The organism is Janthinobacterium pasteuri, from assembly GCF_051380775.1.
Taxonomy (GTDB): Bacteria; Pseudomonadota; Gammaproteobacteria; order Burkholderiales; family Burkholderiaceae_D; genus Janthinobacterium.
Genome location: NZ_JBNYXS010000004.1, coordinates 19,922 through 35,770, shown reverse-complemented (window position 1 = coordinate 35,770; position 15,849 = coordinate 19,922). Strand labels below are relative to the sequence as shown.

At 62.8% G+C, this 15,849-nt stretch carries 16 protein-coding genes; 2 read left to right on the top strand and 14 right to left on the bottom strand.

What is annotated here, in order from left to right; translation table 11 throughout:
* The first annotated feature begins 19 nt into the window (after positions 1–19).
* Positions 20–865, top strand: a complete 846-nt coding sequence (locus tag ACQ4WN_RS05865) for an HDOD domain-containing protein (RefSeq protein ID WP_436550675.1) — start codon at positions 20–22, stop codon at positions 863–865.
* Here ACQ4WN_RS05865 and ACQ4WN_RS05860 read toward each other — a convergent pair.
* The 9 genes from ACQ4WN_RS05860 to queA form a co-directional block, all read right to left on the bottom strand.
* The gene (locus tag ACQ4WN_RS05860) at positions 862–1,035 is read right to left on the bottom strand and encodes a hypothetical protein (protein ID WP_436550674.1); all 174 of its coding nucleotides are present in this window, start codon (positions 1,033–1,035) and stop codon (positions 862–864) included. The two genes, ACQ4WN_RS05865 and ACQ4WN_RS05860, sit on opposite strands and share 4 nt — an antisense overlap.
* 218 nt (positions 1,036–1,253) lie before the next feature.
* Positions 1,254–1,880, bottom strand: coding sequence for a glutathione S-transferase family protein (locus tag ACQ4WN_RS05855; RefSeq protein ID WP_436550673.1), 627 nt, complete (start codon positions 1,878–1,880; stop codon positions 1,254–1,256).
* A 74-nt stretch (positions 1,881–1,954) separates the two neighbouring features.
* Complete coding sequence (locus ACQ4WN_RS05850; protein ID WP_436550672.1) at positions 1,955–2,656, bottom strand: helix-turn-helix transcriptional regulator; 702 nt, start codon at positions 2,654–2,656, stop codon at positions 1,955–1,957.
* The gene (locus tag ACQ4WN_RS05845; protein WP_436550671.1) at positions 2,653–3,402 is read right to left on the bottom strand and encodes a hypothetical protein; all 750 of its coding nucleotides are present in this window, start codon (positions 3,400–3,402) and stop codon (positions 2,653–2,655) included. The genes ACQ4WN_RS05850 and ACQ4WN_RS05845 overlap by 4 nt, the downstream gene beginning before the upstream one ends.
* Before the next feature lie 73 nt (positions 3,403–3,475).
* Entirely contained in the window at positions 3,476–4,498 is a 1,023-nt protein-coding gene (gene secF, locus ACQ4WN_RS05840; protein WP_436550670.1) for a protein translocase subunit SecF, read from the bottom strand.
* A gap of 76 nt (positions 4,499–4,574) precedes the next feature.
* The gene (gene secD / locus ACQ4WN_RS05835) at positions 4,575–6,440 is read right to left on the bottom strand and encodes a protein translocase subunit SecD (RefSeq protein ID WP_436550669.1); all 1,866 of its coding nucleotides are present in this window, start codon (positions 6,438–6,440) and stop codon (positions 4,575–4,577) included.
* 96 nt (positions 6,441–6,536) lie between these two features.
* Positions 6,537–6,869: a preprotein translocase subunit YajC gene (yajC, locus tag ACQ4WN_RS05830; protein WP_034745505.1), complete on the bottom strand. Its 333-nt coding sequence runs from the start codon at positions 6,867–6,869 to the stop codon at positions 6,537–6,539.
* Positions 6,870–7,064: 195 nt separating this feature from the next.
* The gene (gene tgt / locus ACQ4WN_RS05825; RefSeq protein ID WP_436550668.1) at positions 7,065–8,204 is read right to left on the bottom strand and encodes a tRNA guanosine(34) transglycosylase Tgt; all 1,140 of its coding nucleotides are present in this window, start codon (positions 8,202–8,204) and stop codon (positions 7,065–7,067) included.
* A gap of 2 nt (positions 8,205–8,206) precedes the next feature.
* Complete coding sequence (queA, locus tag ACQ4WN_RS05820; protein ID WP_436550667.1) at positions 8,207–9,268, bottom strand: tRNA preQ1(34) S-adenosylmethionine ribosyltransferase-isomerase QueA; 1,062 nt, start codon at positions 9,266–9,268, stop codon at positions 8,207–8,209.
* A 177-nt stretch (positions 9,269–9,445) separates the two neighbouring features.
* Here queA and recG point away from each other — a divergent pair, with 177 nt between their 5' ends.
* Positions 9,446–11,548, top strand: coding sequence for an ATP-dependent DNA helicase RecG (gene recG / locus ACQ4WN_RS05815; RefSeq protein WP_436550666.1), 2,103 nt, complete (start codon positions 9,446–9,448; stop codon positions 11,546–11,548).
* 13 nt (positions 11,549–11,561) lie between these two features.
* Here the strand turns inward: recG and ACQ4WN_RS05810 are convergent, their stop codons facing one another.
* From ACQ4WN_RS05810 to pyrC, 5 genes are read right to left on the bottom strand one after another with little or no spacing between them, the layout of a single operon-like run.
* Positions 11,562–11,687, bottom strand: coding sequence for a hypothetical protein (locus ACQ4WN_RS05810; RefSeq protein ID WP_268991989.1), 126 nt, complete (start codon positions 11,685–11,687; stop codon positions 11,562–11,564).
* Complete coding sequence (locus ACQ4WN_RS05805; protein WP_436550665.1) at positions 11,687–12,901, bottom strand: MFS transporter; 1,215 nt, start codon at positions 12,899–12,901, stop codon at positions 11,687–11,689. The genes ACQ4WN_RS05810 and ACQ4WN_RS05805 overlap by 1 nt, the downstream gene beginning before the upstream one ends.
* 12 nt (positions 12,902–12,913) lie before the next feature.
* Positions 12,914–13,903, bottom strand: coding sequence for a Gfo/Idh/MocA family protein (locus ACQ4WN_RS05800; protein WP_436550664.1), 990 nt, complete (start codon positions 13,901–13,903; stop codon positions 12,914–12,916).
* Between the two features lies 1 nt (position 13,904).
* The gene (locus ACQ4WN_RS05795; protein WP_436550663.1) at positions 13,905–14,723 is read right to left on the bottom strand and encodes a DUF3025 domain-containing protein; all 819 of its coding nucleotides are present in this window, start codon (positions 14,721–14,723) and stop codon (positions 13,905–13,907) included.
* Positions 14,724–14,729: 6 nt separating this feature from the next.
* Positions 14,730–15,794, bottom strand: coding sequence for a dihydroorotase (gene pyrC / locus ACQ4WN_RS05790; RefSeq protein WP_436550662.1), 1,065 nt, complete (start codon positions 15,792–15,794; stop codon positions 14,730–14,732).
* Positions 15,795–15,849 lie beyond the last annotated feature (55 nt).

Here is a 15,849-nt window from a genome sequence, read left to right as displayed (position 1 = left end):
TGCGAGTATAATTTTTTCAATGAACAGACTCGACGCCTTTAAAAGCATCGCCGCACAAGCCGCTCGTGGCGAGCTGACCTTTCCTGCCAATGTGGACGCTTCGCTCAAGCTGCAAGAGGCGCTGGCCGATCCCGACTGCCATATCGAGGCCGCTGCCAAGCTGGTGCAAGCCGACCCGCTGCTGGCCGCGCGCACGGTGGCCATCGCCAATTCGGTGGCGTTCAACCGTTCCGGCAATGAAATCACCAGCGTGCGCAATGCCGTGCAACGGCTCGGCGTGCGTACCCTGCAGTCGGTGGTAGCGTCGCTGATCGTGCGCCAGCTGGGCAGCACTATCACCGATCCCGTGCTGCAAGCGAAGGCCAACCAGCTGTGGGAACATACGGCCCATGTGGCGGCCCTGTCGCAGGTACTGGCCCGCCGCGTCACCAAGGTGGACCCCGATACGGCCCTGTTTGCCGGCATCATGCATGAAGTGGGCGGCTTTTATCTGCTGTCGCGCGCGGCCGAATTCCCCGGCATCCTCGACGGCGAACCGGAGGACTGGGTCGAACATGGCGAACAAGCCATCGGCCATGGTGTATTAACCAAACTGAAGGTGCCGGAAGCCGTAATGGACGCCATCGATGCGCTGTGGGAAGGTTTGCGCGCCATCCCGCCCGAATCGCTGGGCGACACGCTGCTGCTGGCGAATGACCTGGCGCCGGTGGCCTCGCCCCTCAACGAAAGCCCGGCCGCCATCGCCGTGCGCGCCGCCCGCGCCGCCGGCAGCATCGATTGCGTGATCGGCGATGCGACTCTGTCGAAGATCATGGAAGAATCGGACGATGAAGTACAGTCGCTGCTGAAGGTGCTCGTACATTAATCCTGTTTTACCGGCACCGGCGGCATGATCGGCACGCCTGGCGCCGGCTTCGGCACGTCGACGATCAGCACATGCTTGTCCATGGCCTTACTCGCCTGCTTCTGCTGGACAACTTGGGTCGCGACCGCCCGGGTACTCAATAGTGGCTTCGGATGGCGTGGCATGAACATGGCGTACCTGCTTGCAGTGGGAGACGCCCCATATGTGCAGCAATGATCAAATTATCAAGCCACTTTTCAAACGCCGGATAAAAAAGCCGCTCGAAAGCGGAAAAAAAACCCGCTCGAAAGCGGGTAAAGTCCAAAGCTAGGGATGTCCTGAAAGAGACAAACCTATCTTATGCGCTGCGCTGCGCCGGCTCCGTGCGCTGGCACACTTAGCGAGCACATTATCCCGGCAACAGCTCCACGTCCGTTTCCTGCCAGGCCCGCAACTGCCGCACGCGGGCAAACCAGGCCTGGAGATGCTGGTACTGCGCCAGCGGCAGCCGTACGGCCTCGCTGTACATCAACGGCGCGGCCACGCCAAAATCGGCCAGGGTCACATCGCCTCCGCTAAGCCAGCTGCGCCCCGCCAGATGCGCGTCCAGCACCACGGCACACTCATGCAGTTCGCGCTCGCCGCGCGCCTCTTCCAGCGAATCCGCCGGACCATTGCCCGTCATGCCTTTCCACGCGCGTTCCCAGGCCAGCACGCTGATGGCGGGCGCGAAATGCTGCGTGGCCCAGAACAGCCAGCGGTTGACGTCGGACCGGGCCTGCGGCGCCTGCGGATAAATCGTCTGGCCCGGTACCTGCTCGGCCAGGTATTGCATGATGGCGCACGACTCCCACAGCAGGAAATCGCCATCGGCCAGCACGGGCACCTTGCCGTTCGGGTTCAGTTCGGCCAGGCGGCGGCGGTCGTCCGCATTCATCAGGTCGACTTCGGCCAGTTCCAGAGGCAGGCCGAGGTGGATCGCCGTCATCCGGGCGCGGCGGGCATTCGAGGACATGGGGTGGTGGTACAGGCGCATGATGGCGTACTCCGGTGAGTGAAGAAGCCACCATCGTAGAACCAGTCACTGACAGTTTTTGTCAGGAGCCGATATCAGGATTCGGGATCAATATCGTGCGCCTTGCGCCAGGTATCGAGCAAGGCGTGGCGGCGCGTGGGATAGCGCTCGTCGTGCCGCTGCACGCTGGCGATGCGATCGATGCGGAAATGCCGGTAGTCGCCGCGCAGCTCGCACCACGCGGCCAGCAAGCGCTTGCCTTCAAAAAAAGCCAGGGCAAACGGCCATACCGTGCGCGAACTGGCGCTCCCATGCTCATCCTGGTAGCCCACGGTGAGCTTCTGTTCATAACGGATGGCCTCGCGCACCGGCTGCACGTAAAGGTCGGCCGGCTGCGCGCCATCGGCGGGGCGCCCCAGCGGCACCCACAGGCTGGTCTCGGCCATGCTGTCGCGCAGGTCGCGCGGCGAAGCGGCGGCGATCTTCGCCAGGGCATTGCCGGCCGCCTGCGCCAGGCCCGCATCACCCTGACGGCGCACCCAGCGCGCGCCCAGCACCAGCGCTTCCAGTTCATCGGGACCGAACATCAGCGGTGGCAGGAAGGCGCCACGGCGCAGCACATAGCCGATGCCAGCCTCGCCCTGCAGGGGCGCCCCAAGTTCGGCCAGAGTCTGGATGTCGCGGTAAATCGTGCGCTCGGAGACGCCCAGCTGCTGCGCCAGTTGGGCGGCCGTGACGGGCACCCGTTTGGCGCGCATGGCGTCCATCAGCAGGAACAAACGGCCGCTGCGACTCATGGGCAGTCCGGCAAGGCCTGGTCGCCCATGACCAGGGCTGACAGGGCCGGCACGTACAGATAGCCGTCCGGCGCCAGGCGCGCCGCGCGCGGCCCCTCTTGCACGCCCCCGATGCCGTAACAACGCTGCAGGCGGGCGGCCGCCGGCCACCAGTAGATGGCCGCCTCCTGGTCGGGAAAGCGCTGGCGCAAGCTATCGGCCTGCGCCGCCACCTGCCGGAAATCATGGTAAAAGGCCGGGGCAATGCCCAGCTCCGCGGCAAAAGCCGCTTCCAGCGCCGCCACCTGCGCCAGTTGTGCGGCCAGCGCCGCTGTTTCACGGTCCAGTTCATCGGCCGGCACGCCCGCCTCGAGCAGCCTGCGGTGCATGTATTCCGGGCCGGCCTGCGCGCGCAGGGCGGCCGACTCCTGCAGCGCCAGCACGGCGGTGCCGGGAATGCTCTTGCGCCGCGCGGCCGGGAAAACGTACAGGGCGCAACTGCCGGCACACACGGTGTCGATGGCGACATCCCATTGCCGCTGGTGCAGGTAGCGCCCCAGCTGCATGGCCGCCTGCGCATCGCCGCCGTCGCTATTGATGCGCAACACGGTTGTCCCCGGCGTGGCCAGCTGCCGCAGCTTGTCCACGTCGCCTTCGGCGATGGCGCCGCCCAGGGCGATGGTATCGCTGGCCACACGGCGCAATTGCGCGCCACTGGCCAGCGTGCTGATACCCGCCATGATGCCCATCATTATCAAACGCTTCATCGTCATCCGTTACAAAAAAAAACGACCACCGCGCGGGTGATCGTTCTTGAATTCGTCATGCATCAAACTGCGCTTACACCACGGCGCCGTCGGTTTCGTCTTTTTCCTTGACCGGCTTGATCAAGTCTTCGCGCTTGACGCCCAGCCACATGGCGATCGATGCCGCGACGAATACGGACGAGTAAATACCGAAGCAGATACCGATGGTCAGCGCCAGTGCGAAGTAATGCAGGGTCTGGCCGCCGAAGATCAGCATCGACAGCACCATCATCTGGGTCGAGCCGTGGGTGATGATGGTCCGCGAAATGGTGCTGGTAATCGCGCTGTCGATCACTTCATGCACGGAAGCCTTGCGCTGCTTGCGGAAGTTTTCGCGGATACGGTCAAAGATCACCACCGATTCGTTGACCGAGTAGCCGAGCACCGCCAGGATCGCCGCCAGTACCGTCAGCGAGAATTCCCACTGGAAGAAGGCAAAGAAGCCCAGGATGATCACCACGTCATGCAAGTTGGCGATAATGGCCGAGACAGCGTATTTCCACTCGAAGCGCACGGCCAGGTAGATCATCACGCCGATAATCACCACCACCAGCGCGTTCAAGCCGTTCTGCGCCAGTTCCTCGCCCACTTGCGGGCCGACGAATTCGACTTTCTGCAAGACGACTGCCTCGTTGCCGGCAGCGTCCAGGCACGCGCTCTTGAGCACATGCTCGCCCTTTGCAGTGACGGTGTCGATGGCCTTGCTCGTGCCTTGCTCGGCCTTGCACAGGGCGTCAAACACGCGCTGCGACGTGTTCGCCGCGCTGACGCCCTTTTCCACCGGCAGGCGGATCATCACGTCGCGCGCCGTATCGAAGCTGGTCACGCCCGGCTCTTCGTAGCCCATGGCGATCAGGCTGCCGCGTATGCCTTCGAGATTGGCCGCCTTGGGGTATTTCACCTCCATCAGGGTGCCGCCCTTGAATTCAACGGACAGGTGCAAGCCCTTGTGCACCAGGAAGAAGACGGCGGCAAGGAAGGTCACCGCCGAAATCACGTTGAAAATCAACGCATGGCGCATGAAGGGAATATCTTTTTTGATCCGGAAAAATTCCATGAAATCCTCTGAGTTCTATTCTGTGCATCCGGCGGCTGTGCCACCAGATGCTATCGCTGTTGTCGCTATAGGGTGCTTATTTGCTGGTGCCCGGCACCCATACCGTGCCGATCGACAAGGTCGTCAGCTTTTTCTTGCGGCCATACCAGAGGTTGACCACGCCGCGCGAAACGAAGACGGAGGAGAACATCGAGGTCAGGATGCCCAGGCAATGCACAACAGCGAAGCCGCGCACGGGACCGCTGCCGAAGGCCAGCAGCGCCAGGCCGACAATCAGGGTGGTCACGTTCGAATCGAGAATCGTCGCCCAGGCGCGGTCGAAGCCGGCAGCGATCGCCGCTTGCGGCGTATTGCCGGCGCGCAGCTCTTCGCGGATACGTTCATTGATCAGCACGTTGGCATCAATCGCCATGCCCAGTGCCAGCGCGATCGCGGCGATACCCGGCAGTGTCAGCGTCACCTGGATCATCGACAGCAAGCCGACCAGCAACAGCAGATTGGTGGCCAGGGCCAGCACGCTGAAGGCGCCGAACAGCATGTAGTAGGCGATCATGAAGATGGCGATGGCGATGAAGCCATACAAGGTCGAATGGAAGCCCTTGGCAATGTTTTCCGCGCCCAGTTGCGGTCCGATCGTGCGTTCTTCGATGACGGTCATCGGTGCCGACAAGGCACCCGAGCGCAGCAGCAGCGCCAGTTCATTCGCGTTTTCCGCGCCGCCCATGCCGGTGATCTGGAAGCGCGAACCGAGTTCCTGCTGGATGGTCGCCACCGACAGCACTTCCGGCTTGCCCTTTTCAAACAGCACGATGGCCATGCGCTTGCCTACGCGATCGCGCGTCGCTTCGCGCATCTTGCGACCGCCGTCTCCGTTCAGGTCGATCGACACGGCCGCTTGCTGGTTCTGGTCGAAGCTGGCCGTGGCGCTGGAGATATAGTCGCCCGTCAGGATCACGTCTTTCGACAGCACGACAGGCACGCCCTTGCCAACGGTAAACAATTCCGAGTTGAACGGGATGGCGCTTGACAGTTCGGTGTTGGGCACGATGCTTTCATCGACCAGGCGCACTTCCAGCGTGGCCGTGCGGCCGATGATGGCTTTCGCACGGGCCACGTCCTGCACGCCAGGCAATTGCACCACGATACGGTCAGGACCTTGCTGCTGGATCAGCGGCTCAGCCACGCCCAGCTCGTTGACGCGCTTGGACAGGGTGGAAATATTCTGCTTCACGCCTTCATCGATGGTCGCCTTCAGGGCCGCCGGCTTCAGGGTGATGTTCAGTTTCAAATCGCTGCCTTCGCCCGCATCGGCGAACGCCAGTTCCGACATCTGGTCGGACAGCACATTCTTGGCCTTCAGGCGCGTTTCCGCATCGCGGAAGTTGATTTGCACGCTGTCACCCACACGCTCGATGCCGGCGTGGCGGATATTCTTGTCGCGCAACACGCTACGCGCGGCGGACTGGACGCCCTGGACTTTCTTGTTGAGTACTGCTTTCGCATCGACCTGCATCAGGAAGTGCACGCCACCGCGCAAGTCCAGGCCCAGGAACATGGGCAAGGCATGCAATTTTTGCATCCACATTGGCGTATTGGCTTGCAGATTGACCGTCACGATGTACGCGGGATCGGTGGCATCGGGGTTCAGGTCCTTTTCCAGCACCAGTTTTGCCTTGAACTGGGTATCGGGATCGGCGAAACGCACGCGCACGGAGGCGAGGTTACCGGCGCCATCCATGGTGACACCTTCCGACTTGACGTTCTCTTTCGTCAATATTTGCTCGACTTGCGTCATCAGCTCGCCCGTCACTTTGACAGTCGACCTGCCGCTGGTTACTTGCAGCGCCGGTGACTCACCGAAATAATTGGGCGCCGTATAGAGTGCGCCCAGCAATAAGGCGACGACGATGATGATGTATTTCCAGGCAGGATAGCGATTCATAGTGATTCAGCGTTCAGTGTTGAGCGTCGGAGGCGTCGCGAGGGGCGGCGGGTAGCCGCCCCGGTGCATCATTGCCGAAGCAATGACGGCGAGGAATTACAGCGCCTTCAGGGTGCCTTTAGGCAGCAAGGTGGTAATGGAGCTCTTTTGCACCGTGATTTCGGTGCCGGTCGCCACTTCGATGGTGACGTAAGCGTCCACTACCTTGACAACACGGCCCAGCATGCCGCCGGCGGTGACGACTTCGTCACCCTTGGCCAGCGCGTCCATCATCGCCCGTTGTTCTTTGGCGCGTTTTTGCTGTGGACGGATCATCAGGAAATACATGACCACGAACATCAATACCAGCGGCAGGAAGCTGGTCAGGTTGCCGCCGAGGCCCAGGGCGTCGGTTGGGGCTTGCGCATAAGCGTTGGAAATGAAAAACACGGTGACTCCAGTTCTAATCAGTTTGAAAAATAGCGCTGTATTCTAGCATTGGCAAAAGGCCATGCCCCGAATTGCAGGCATGGCAACTTCAAATGGGGCTAAAAAAGCATTATGCAATGCTTTATCGCCCCAGTCCAAGCACCAATCTCGAAAACATTAGCTCAGGACCTCGCGGCCCATGAACCTAAGCATTTCTTAAGTTCCCCGTGCGCGTTCCGCATGGAATTGCACGGTAAACGCATGGAAACGGTCTTCGTCCAGCGCTTCACGCATCTGGCGCATCAAGTCCAGGTAGTAATGCAGGTTGTGGATGGTATTCAGGCGGGCGCCGAGGATTTCCTTGGAACGGTGCAAATGGTGCAGGTAGGCGCGCGAAAAGTTGCGGCAGGCGTAGCAGCTGCAGGTCTCGTCGAGCGGCGCCTGGTCTTCCTTGTACTTGGCGTTCTTGATCTTGATGTCGCCGAAACGGGTAAACAGCCAGCCATTGCGGGCGTTGCGCGTCGGCATGACGCAATCGAACATGTCGATGCCGTTCGACACACCAGCCACCAGGTCTTCCGGCGTGCCCACGCCCATCAAGTAATGCGGCTTGTTGGCCGGCAGGCGCGGGCCCACGTGGGCCAGCATGCGCATCATGTCTTCCTTCGGCTCGCCGACGGACAGGCCACCGATGGCGATGCCGGGGAAATCGATCTCTTCCAGCTTGGCCAGCGACTCGTCACGCAGCATTTCGAACATGCCGCCCTGCACGATGCCGAACAGCGCGTTCGGGTTTTCACCGCGGTGGAACTCGTCCTTCGAGCGCTGCGCCCAGCGCAAGGACATGCGCATGGACTTGGCCGCTTCCTCGATGGTGGCCGGACGGCCGGCGATTTCGTACGGCGTGCATTCGTCAAACTGCATGACGATGTCGGAGTTCAGCACGCGCTGCACCTGCATCGACACTTCCGGCGAGAGGAACAGTTTATCGCCGTTGATCGGCGAATTGAAATGCACGCCCTCTTCCGTAATCTTGCGCATGGCGCCCAGCGAAAACACCTGGAAGCCGCCCGAATCGGTCAGAATCGGCTTGTTCCAGCCCATGAAACCGTGCAAGCCGCCGAATTTTTCCATGACGGTGTTGCCAGGGCGCAACCACAGGTGAAAGGTGTTGCCCAGGATGATCTGCGCGTCGATCTCGTTCAGTTCCAGCGGCGACATCGCCTTGACAGTGCCGTAAGTGCCCACTGGCATGAAGATCGGCGTCTGCACGACGCCATGGTTGAGTTTCAAGGTGCCGCGGCGTGCCTTGGTCAGGCCGCTCGTGTCGGTCTTGAGTAGTGTAAATTCCAGCATGGTCAGTCTTTCACGGGAGTATCAAGGTTCAGCGGAAGCGGAGCGCGCGATTGCGTGGTGAGCAGCATCGCGTCGCCATAGCTGAAGAAACGGTAGTTCTGCGCGATCGCATGCGCGTAAGCGCTGCGGATCGGCGCATAGCCGGCAAAAGCCGACACCAGCATCAGCAGGGTCGACTTGGGCAAATGGAAATTGGTGATCAGCCGCGTCACCGTCTTGAAGGCATAGCCGGGCGTGATGAACAGGGCCGTATCGGCGCTGCCCGCTACCAGCTGCCCGCTTTGCGAAGCCGATTCCAGCGCGCGCAGGCTGGTCGTGCCGACAGCCACCACGTCGCGTCCCGCCAGTTGCGCGGTGCGCACGGCGTCGACGGTGTCCTGCGGCATGGTGTACCACTCGGTGTGCATCTTGTGTTCGCTCAGCACTTCGGTGCGCACTGGCTGGAAGGTGCCCGCGCCCACGTGCAAGGTCACATAGGCAAAGTTGACGCCCTTGGCCTTCAGTTGATCGAGCAGGGCCTGATCGAAATGCAGGCCGGCCGTCGGCGCGGCGACAGCACCCGGCACCTTGTTGAAGACAGTCTGGTAGCGCGTCTCGTCGAATGCGTCCGCATCGTGTTCGATGTAGGGCGGCAGCGGCAAGCGGCCATGCGCCTCGATCAGCTCAAACACGTCGGCCTCGAAGTGCAGCGTGAAGAATTCGCCGGCACGCTGGCCGACGGTGACGTCGAACGCGTCGGCCAGGCGGATGCGGCAACCGGGCGGCGGGGACTTCGACGCGCGCACCTGGGCCAGCACGGTGCGCTCATCGAGCACGCGCTCGACCAGTGCCTCGATCTTGCCGCCGCTTTCCTTGACGCCAAAGAAGCGCGCCTTCAGCACGCGCGTATCGTTCATCACCAGCAGGTCGCCCGCTTGCAGCAATCCTACGATGTCGGCGAACTGGCGGTCGACCAGGGTCTCGCCGTCCAGATGCAACAGGCGCGAGGCGCTGCGCTCGGCCAACGGAGTTTGCGCAATGTTTTCTTGCGGCAAATTAAAATCGAAATCGGAAAGCGAATACATGCGTTTTGCTTCAAAAGTACGTCAAAAATGATTAGGAGTGCGCAATGGAACATCTGGCACTATACTGTGCGCCTATACAGGCATTACAATAATCCGCCGCAACAACGATGACTGCGGTACGCACAGGGTGTGCCGGACAACCCTCTATTTTACGCTAGCGGCACAAAAATCTCCGATATGTCCGAACCCAAGCCCGATCTTCCTCCCACAGCCAAGCCTGCCGCGAAGCCGAAAGCCATCAAAAAGGTAGTCAGCACGGAAAGCCGGCTGGCCAAACTGGGCTTGCGCAGCGATATGGATCTGGTGCTGCACCTGCCGATGCGCTACGAGGACGAGACGAAGGTCTACACCATACGCGACGCCTGCCTGCGCGGCGGCGAGTCGTGGCAAGTGGAAGGCGTCGTCACCAAGTGCGAAGTCAATTTCAAGCCGCGCAAGCAATTGCTGGTGACGATCGCCGACGAAACGGGCAACCTGCTGCTGCGTTTCATGAATTTCTACGGCAGCCAGGTCAAGCAGCTGGCCGAAGGCACGCGGGTACGCGCGCGCGCCGAACTCAAACACGGCTTTTTTGGTGCCGAGATGGTGCACCCGACCTACAAGGTGGTCAACGAGGGCGCACCGCTGCCCACGGCGCTGACGCCCGTGTATCCGTCCGGCGAAGGCTTGTCGCAGCACGTGCTGCGGCGCGAGATCGCCAACGCCATGCGCCGCATCGACTGGCACGATACCTTGCCTGACGATTTGTTGCGCCAGATGCAGCTGTCGCCGTTCCGGGCCGCCGTGCACCTGCTGCACTACCCGCCGCAAGACATCGATGAAAGCGCGCTGATGGACCGCTCGCACCCGGCCTGGGTGCGCATGAAATTCGATGAGCTGCTGGCGCAGCAGCTATCGCTGAAACGCGCCCAGCGCGCACGCCGCTCGAAAGGCGCGGCCTCCCTGCCCATCGTCGGCACCCTGTCGCATGCCTTTGGCGCCGCCCTGCCCTTCAAGCTGACGGGCGCGCAGGCGCGCGTGCTCGAGGAAATCCGCGCCGACCTGCACCAGCCGTATCCGATGCAGCGCTTGCTGCAGGGCGACGTCGGCAGCGGCAAGACGGTGGTGGCGGCGTTGTCGGCCACGCAAGCCATCGACAGTGGCTACCAGGCCGCGCTGATGGCGCCCACGGAGATCCTGGCCGAGCAGCACTTCCGCAAGATCGCCGCCTGGATGGAGCCGCTGGGCGTGAAGGTCGCCTGGCTGACGGGTAGCCTGAAGAAAAAGGAAAAGACGGCGGCGCTGGCCCTGATCGAATCGGGCGAAGCGCAGCTGGTGATCGGCACGCATGCGCTGATCCAGGACAATGTGCTGTTTGCCAAACTGGGACTGGTGATCGTCGACGAACAGCACCGTTTCGGCGTGGGGCAGCGCCTGACCCTGCGCAACAAGGGCGACAGCGCGGCCGTGCCGCACCAGCTGATGATGTCGGCCACGCCCATCCCGCGCACCCTGGCCATGACGTATTACGCCGACCTGGAAGTGTCGGTGATCGACGAGCTGCCGCCCGGACGCAGCCCCATCGTCACGCGCTCCATCGACCAGAACCGGCGCGACGAAGTCATCGCCCGCGTGTATGCGGCCGCGCTGGAAGGCCGGCAGGTGTACTGGGTCTGCCCGCTGATCGAGGAATCGGAAGCGCTGCAGCTGCAAACGGCCACCGACACCTACATGATGCTGGCCGAAGCCCTGCCCGCACTGCAGGTGGGCCTCGTGCATGGCCGCTTGAAACCGGCGGAAAAACAGGAAGTGATGGATGCCTTCATCGCCGGCCATATCCATGTGCTGGTGGCCACCACCGTCATCGAGGTGGGCGTCGATGTGCCGAACGCCTCGCTGATGGTGATCGAGCACGCCGAGCGTTTTGGTTTGTCTCAGCTGCATCAGCTGCGCGGCCGCGTGGGCCGCGGCACGGCGGCCAGCGTTTGCCTGCTGCTGTACCAGGGCCCGCTGGGCGGCGTGGCGCGCCAGCGCTTGATGACCATGCGCGAGACGACGGACGGTTTTGAAATTGCCCGCCGCGACCTGGAAATCCGCGGCCCCGGGGAGTTTCTTGGCGCGCGCCAGTCCGGCCAGGCAATGCTGCGCTTCGCCGACCTGGAAACGGATCAATGGCTGGTTGACCAGGCGCGCGACGTGGCACACGATTTACTGCACGCCACCACGACGGCTGCCGCAGCCACCGTGGAAGCGCACCTGGCGCGCTGGCTGGGTGGGAAAGAAGAGTTTTTGAAGGTGTAAGACCGGATGCCTGCTACATGCACATCCAGAAGCGGTTCGCCAGGTCGAGCATGAAGTCAGGTCGTAGATAAGCCAGGAAGACGATGGCCAGCAGCGCGGCGCCAGCCAGGCGCCACAGCCATGTGCGCCAGTTGGCCATTACGCGGCCACCGCCACGCGTTTGACGGCGCGCTCGTCGATGGGCAGGTTGATCAGCGCTGCCAGCAAGCCCAGGCCGATGGTGATCATCCACACGACATGGTAACTGCCCTGCCGCTCGTACAGATAGCCGCCCAGCCACGCGCCCAGAAAACTGCCCACCTGGTGCGAGAAGAACACCATCCCGGCCAGCATCGACAGATGCTTCACGCCGAAGATGCCGGCGATGATCCCGTTAGTCAACGGCACGGTCGACAGCCACAGCACGCCCATGCCGGCGGCAAACAGGTAGACCGACCACGCCGACAAGGGCGCCAGCAGGAATAGCGTGATGACCACGGCGCGCGTCACGTAGATGGCTGACAGCAGATAGCGCTTGGCGATCTTGCCACCGAGTTTGCCAGCGTAATAGGAGCCAACGATGTTGAACAGGCCGATCAGCGCCAGCGCCGTGACGGCGATGTTCGGATTCATCAGTCCCTGGTCCTTCAGGTAGGCCGGCAAATGCACGCCAATGAAGACCAGCTGGAAACCGCAGACAAAATACCCTGCCAGCAGCAGCCAGAACGAGCGGCTGGCGATGGCTTCGCTGAAGGCCGCGCCGATGCTTTGCTGCGGGCCGCTGGCGTGCGAGACGGGTGGCTCGCGCAGGTAGAAGGCCATCGGGATCATGGCCAGCAGCACCAGCGCAGCCAGCACATAAAAGGCGTTTTGCCAGCCCACGGCGGAGATGAGCTGCTGCTCGACTGGCATCATGAGGAACTGGCCGAACGAGCCGGCCGCCGAGGAGATGCCGAAGGCCCACGAGCGCTGCTCGGGCGGCGCGCTGCGGCCGATGATGCCGCTGATGGCGCCAAAGGCCGTGCAGGCCAGCGCCAGGCCGATGAAGACGCCGGAACCGGCGATGAACAGCGTGGGCTGCGTCACGAGCGCCATCCACACCAGGCCCGCCATGTAACTGATGGCGCCGACGATGACGACGCGCATGGTGCCGAAGCGGTCGGCCGCCATGCCTGCGAACGGGCCGAAGACGCCCCACATCAGGTTTTGCATGGCCAGCGCCAACGAATACGTTTCGCGCGTCCAGCCATTGGCTTGCGAGATCGGCTGCATCCAGAAACCCAGGCCATGGCGCACGCCCATCGCCAGAGTCAGGACGACGCCGCTGGCGATCAGGACGGTTTTCAGGCTGGGGCGAGAAGAATGCAATGTCATGGAAACTCTTTCCTATGCCTGGTCGGCACGGTACACGAGGCCGATCTGGCCGCGCATGGTGTCAAGGTTGTGCATCAGCGCCACGCTGTCGGCGTGCTGCATGACGGGGCTTTCCAGCAATCCGGCGCGGATGCAGCGCATCGCTTCGATCGCCTCGTGCGCATAGCCATTGCCCAGATAGGGCGCGGCGACGACGCGGCGTTCGCCATCCATTGATTCAACGATCAGGTGGTCGGGTTTGTAAAAACGGCTGGGCAGGCGGATGCGTCCCAGGCTGCCGGCAATGGTCATTTCCGTCGGCGTCTGCGCGCGCAGGCTGCAGGCGCAGGACGAGGTGCCGCCGCCCGCGTGCAGCAGGGAGAACACCACCTGTTCATCGACGCCGGTGGCGCCCATTTCAGCCAGCGCCTGCACCTGCGATACAGGACCGAGGAAGAAGGCCGCCATCGACAGCGGATAGATACCCACGTCGAGCAGCGCGCCGCCACCGAGTTCGGGATTGAACATGCGGTGCTCGGGCGGGAAATTGGCGACAAAGCCGATATCGGCTTGCACTTGCTGCAGCACGCCGATCTCGCCGCTGGCGATGATGCGCTGCGCTTCCTGCACGGCCGGCAGGAAGCGGCTCCACATGGCTTCCATCAGGAACAGCTTTTTTTCGCGTGCCATATCGACCACGGCCTGCGCTTCGCGCGCGTTCATGGTGAACGGTTTTTCGCACACGACGTGCTTGCCGGCGGCCAGGCACAGCAAGGCATTTTCCGCATGCAGCGTATGCGGCGTGGCGATATAGATCACGTCCACTTCGGGATCCATGGCCAGCGCCTGGTAGGAACCATGGCAACGCTCGATGCCGAATTCGGCGCCGAAGGCCTGTGCGCCGGCGGCGCTGCGCGAAGCAACCGCCACCAGTTGCGCACCGGGCGCGTCGCGCAAGCCATCGGCCATCGCGCGGGCGATCTTGCCTGTGCCGAGGATACCCCAGCGAACGTTGTTTTCCATGCTATAGATCTCTTTGTGCGCCAGCTGCCTTGCGCTTCGGGCGGAACACCGCCGCGTCATTGTAAAAATCGTCGTCCTGGCCCTCGCACCAGCCGGGCAAGCCCAGCACAGGCAGCGGCGTGAAGTCGGCTGTCGTCAAGCCATCACTGGCCAGGTCTTGCGCCACCCGCTCATCGAGCCAGGCGCGGCGTGCCGCACCATCGAGCGCAAAGTAAGCGTCGCCGGCAAAGATCACGCGCGTGTGCGCCGTGATGGCCTTGCGCGGCGCCACCAGTTTTTCCATCAGCGCGTGGCCGAACAGCCAGACTTCGGCGTCGCCGCCGGCGCCAAATTTGTCGCGCTGAGCGATAAAAGCACTGCGCCAGTCGTGTCCGCGCAAGGCCGCTTCCAGCGCGCGTCCGGCATCGCTGTCGCGCAGCACCAGCAAGGCGGAATTTTCGTCAAAGATCGTGGCGCCGTCGCGTGCCGGCCCGCGCGATTTGCCTACGCCGGACAGGGCGATCTGCGCCGCCTGCAGCGCATTCAACTGCCGCTTGATGCGCGGGAAGGTGAGCCACACGAGCGCATTAAAAAAGTCATGCAGATTGTCGCGCGTCGGCACACCGCCCGTCGCGCCGATGAACTCCTCATAGGCCACGCCTTCAGGCAGGTCGGCTTGCGGCACGAAGCACACCGGCAAGCCTGACGGATTGCGCAAGTCCAGCGCCCGCGCCTGCCCGTTCAGCGCGGCAATCACCGTATCGCGCTGCAGGTCCAGCTGCCGTCGCGCCGGCAGCACCGTGGCATACCAGGGCCGGCTCCAGTCTATCGATGGCAGCATGAACGCTTAGACCATTTTCCAGTTGATCTGCTCACCCGCATTGAGCGGAATGACATGGCTGTCGCCCAGCGGCAGCGAGGCGGGCAAGGTCCAGCTTTCGCGCTTCAAGGTGATGCTGTCCGTGTTGCGCGGCACGCCGTAGAAGGCCGGGCCGTGGAAGCTGGCGAACGCTTCCAATTTATCCAGCGCGCCGGCCCGTTCGAACGCTTCCGCATACATTTCCATCGCGTGCAGGGCCGTGTAGCAACCGGCGCAGCCGCAAGCCATTTCCTTGGCGCCTTGCGCATGCGGCGCCGAGTCGGTACCGAGGAAGAAGCGCTCGTCGCCGCTGGCGGCGGCCGTCATCAGCGCCAAACGGTGCTCTTCGCGTTTGAGGATGGGCAGGCAGTAGTAATGCGGGCGGATGCCACCCTTGAAAATCTCGTTGCGGTTGTACAGCAGATGATGCGCCGTGATGGTGGCGGCGATCGGGCCTTCCGCTTCAGCCACGTACTGCGCCGCATCCTTGGTGGTGATGTGTTCGAACACCACGGACAGGGCCGGGAAGGCGCTGCGCAGCGGGCGCATCACGCGTTCGATGAAGACGGCTTCGCGGTCGAAAATGTCGATCTCAGGGTCCGTCACTTCGCCGTGCACGAGGAAGGGCATGCCCACTTCCTGCATCACCTCGAGCACCTTGTAGCAATTCTTCAAATCCGTCACGCCCAGATCGGAATTCGTCGTGGCGCCGGCCGGATACAGTTTGACGGCTTGCACGATGCCGCTGTCCTGCGCGCGGCGGATTTCGTCGGGCGAGGTGTTGTTCGTCAGGTACAGCACCATCAGCGGATCGAAGTTCACGCCTTCGGGCACGGCGGCCAGGATGCGCTCGCGGTAGGCGGCGGCGTCCGCCGTGGTGGTGACGGGCGGTTTCAGGTTCGGCATGACGATGGCGCGGCCGAACTGGCGCGCGCTGTGCGGCAGCACGCTGGCCATGACGGCGCCGTCGCGCAGGTGCAAATGCCAGTCGTCAGGACGGGTGATCGTGATGGAAGATGGGACGGCGGTCGGGGTGTGATCGTGTGTGGACATGGCGGCAGCTCTCAGGCAGTCATTGCGGATGGTGCCATTTTACCAGCCGCCGGAC

Coding starts and splice junctions, on each gene's coding strand:
- ACQ4WN_RS05865 (WP_436550675.1), top strand. CDS start 20: ATGAACAGACTCGACGCCTTTAAAAGCATCGCCGCACAAGCCGCTCGT.
- ACQ4WN_RS05860 (WP_436550674.1), bottom strand. CDS start 1,035: ATGTTCATGCCACGCCATCCGAAGCCACTATTGAGTACCCGGGCGGTC.
- ACQ4WN_RS05855 (WP_436550673.1), bottom strand. CDS start 1,880: ATGCGCCTGTACCACCACCCCATGTCCTCGAATGCCCGCCGCGCCCGG.
- ACQ4WN_RS05850 (WP_436550672.1), bottom strand. CDS start 2,656: ATGAGTCGCAGCGGCCGTTTGTTCCTGCTGATGGACGCCATGCGCGCC.
- ACQ4WN_RS05845 (WP_436550671.1), bottom strand. CDS start 3,402: ATGAAGCGTTTGATAATGATGGGCATCATGGCGGGTATCAGCACGCTG.
- secF (WP_436550670.1), bottom strand. CDS start 4,498: ATGGAATTTTTCCGGATCAAAAAAGATATTCCCTTCATGCGCCATGCG.
- secD (WP_436550669.1), bottom strand. CDS start 6,440: ATGAATCGCTATCCTGCCTGGAAATACATCATCATCGTCGTCGCCTTA.
- tgt (WP_436550668.1), bottom strand. CDS start 8,204: ATGCTGGAATTTACACTACTCAAGACCGACACGAGCGGCCTGACCAAG.
- queA (WP_436550667.1), bottom strand. CDS start 9,268: ATGTATTCGCTTTCCGATTTCGATTTTAATTTGCCGCAAGAAAACATT.
- recG (WP_436550666.1), top strand. CDS start 9,446: ATGTCCGAACCCAAGCCCGATCTTCCTCCCACAGCCAAGCCTGCCGCG.
- ACQ4WN_RS05810 (WP_268991989.1), bottom strand. CDS start 11,687: ATGGCCAACTGGCGCACATGGCTGTGGCGCCTGGCTGGCGCCGCGCTG.
- ACQ4WN_RS05805 (WP_436550665.1), bottom strand. CDS start 12,901: ATGACATTGCATTCTTCTCGCCCCAGCCTGAAAACCGTCCTGATCGCC.
- ACQ4WN_RS05800 (WP_436550664.1), bottom strand. CDS start 13,903: ATGGAAAACAACGTTCGCTGGGGTATCCTCGGCACAGGCAAGATCGCC.
- ACQ4WN_RS05795 (WP_436550663.1), bottom strand. CDS start 14,723: ATGCTGCCATCGATAGACTGGAGCCGGCCCTGGTATGCCACGGTGCTG.
- pyrC (WP_436550662.1), bottom strand. CDS start 15,794: ATGTCCACACACGATCACACCCCGACCGCCGTCCCATCTTCCATCACG.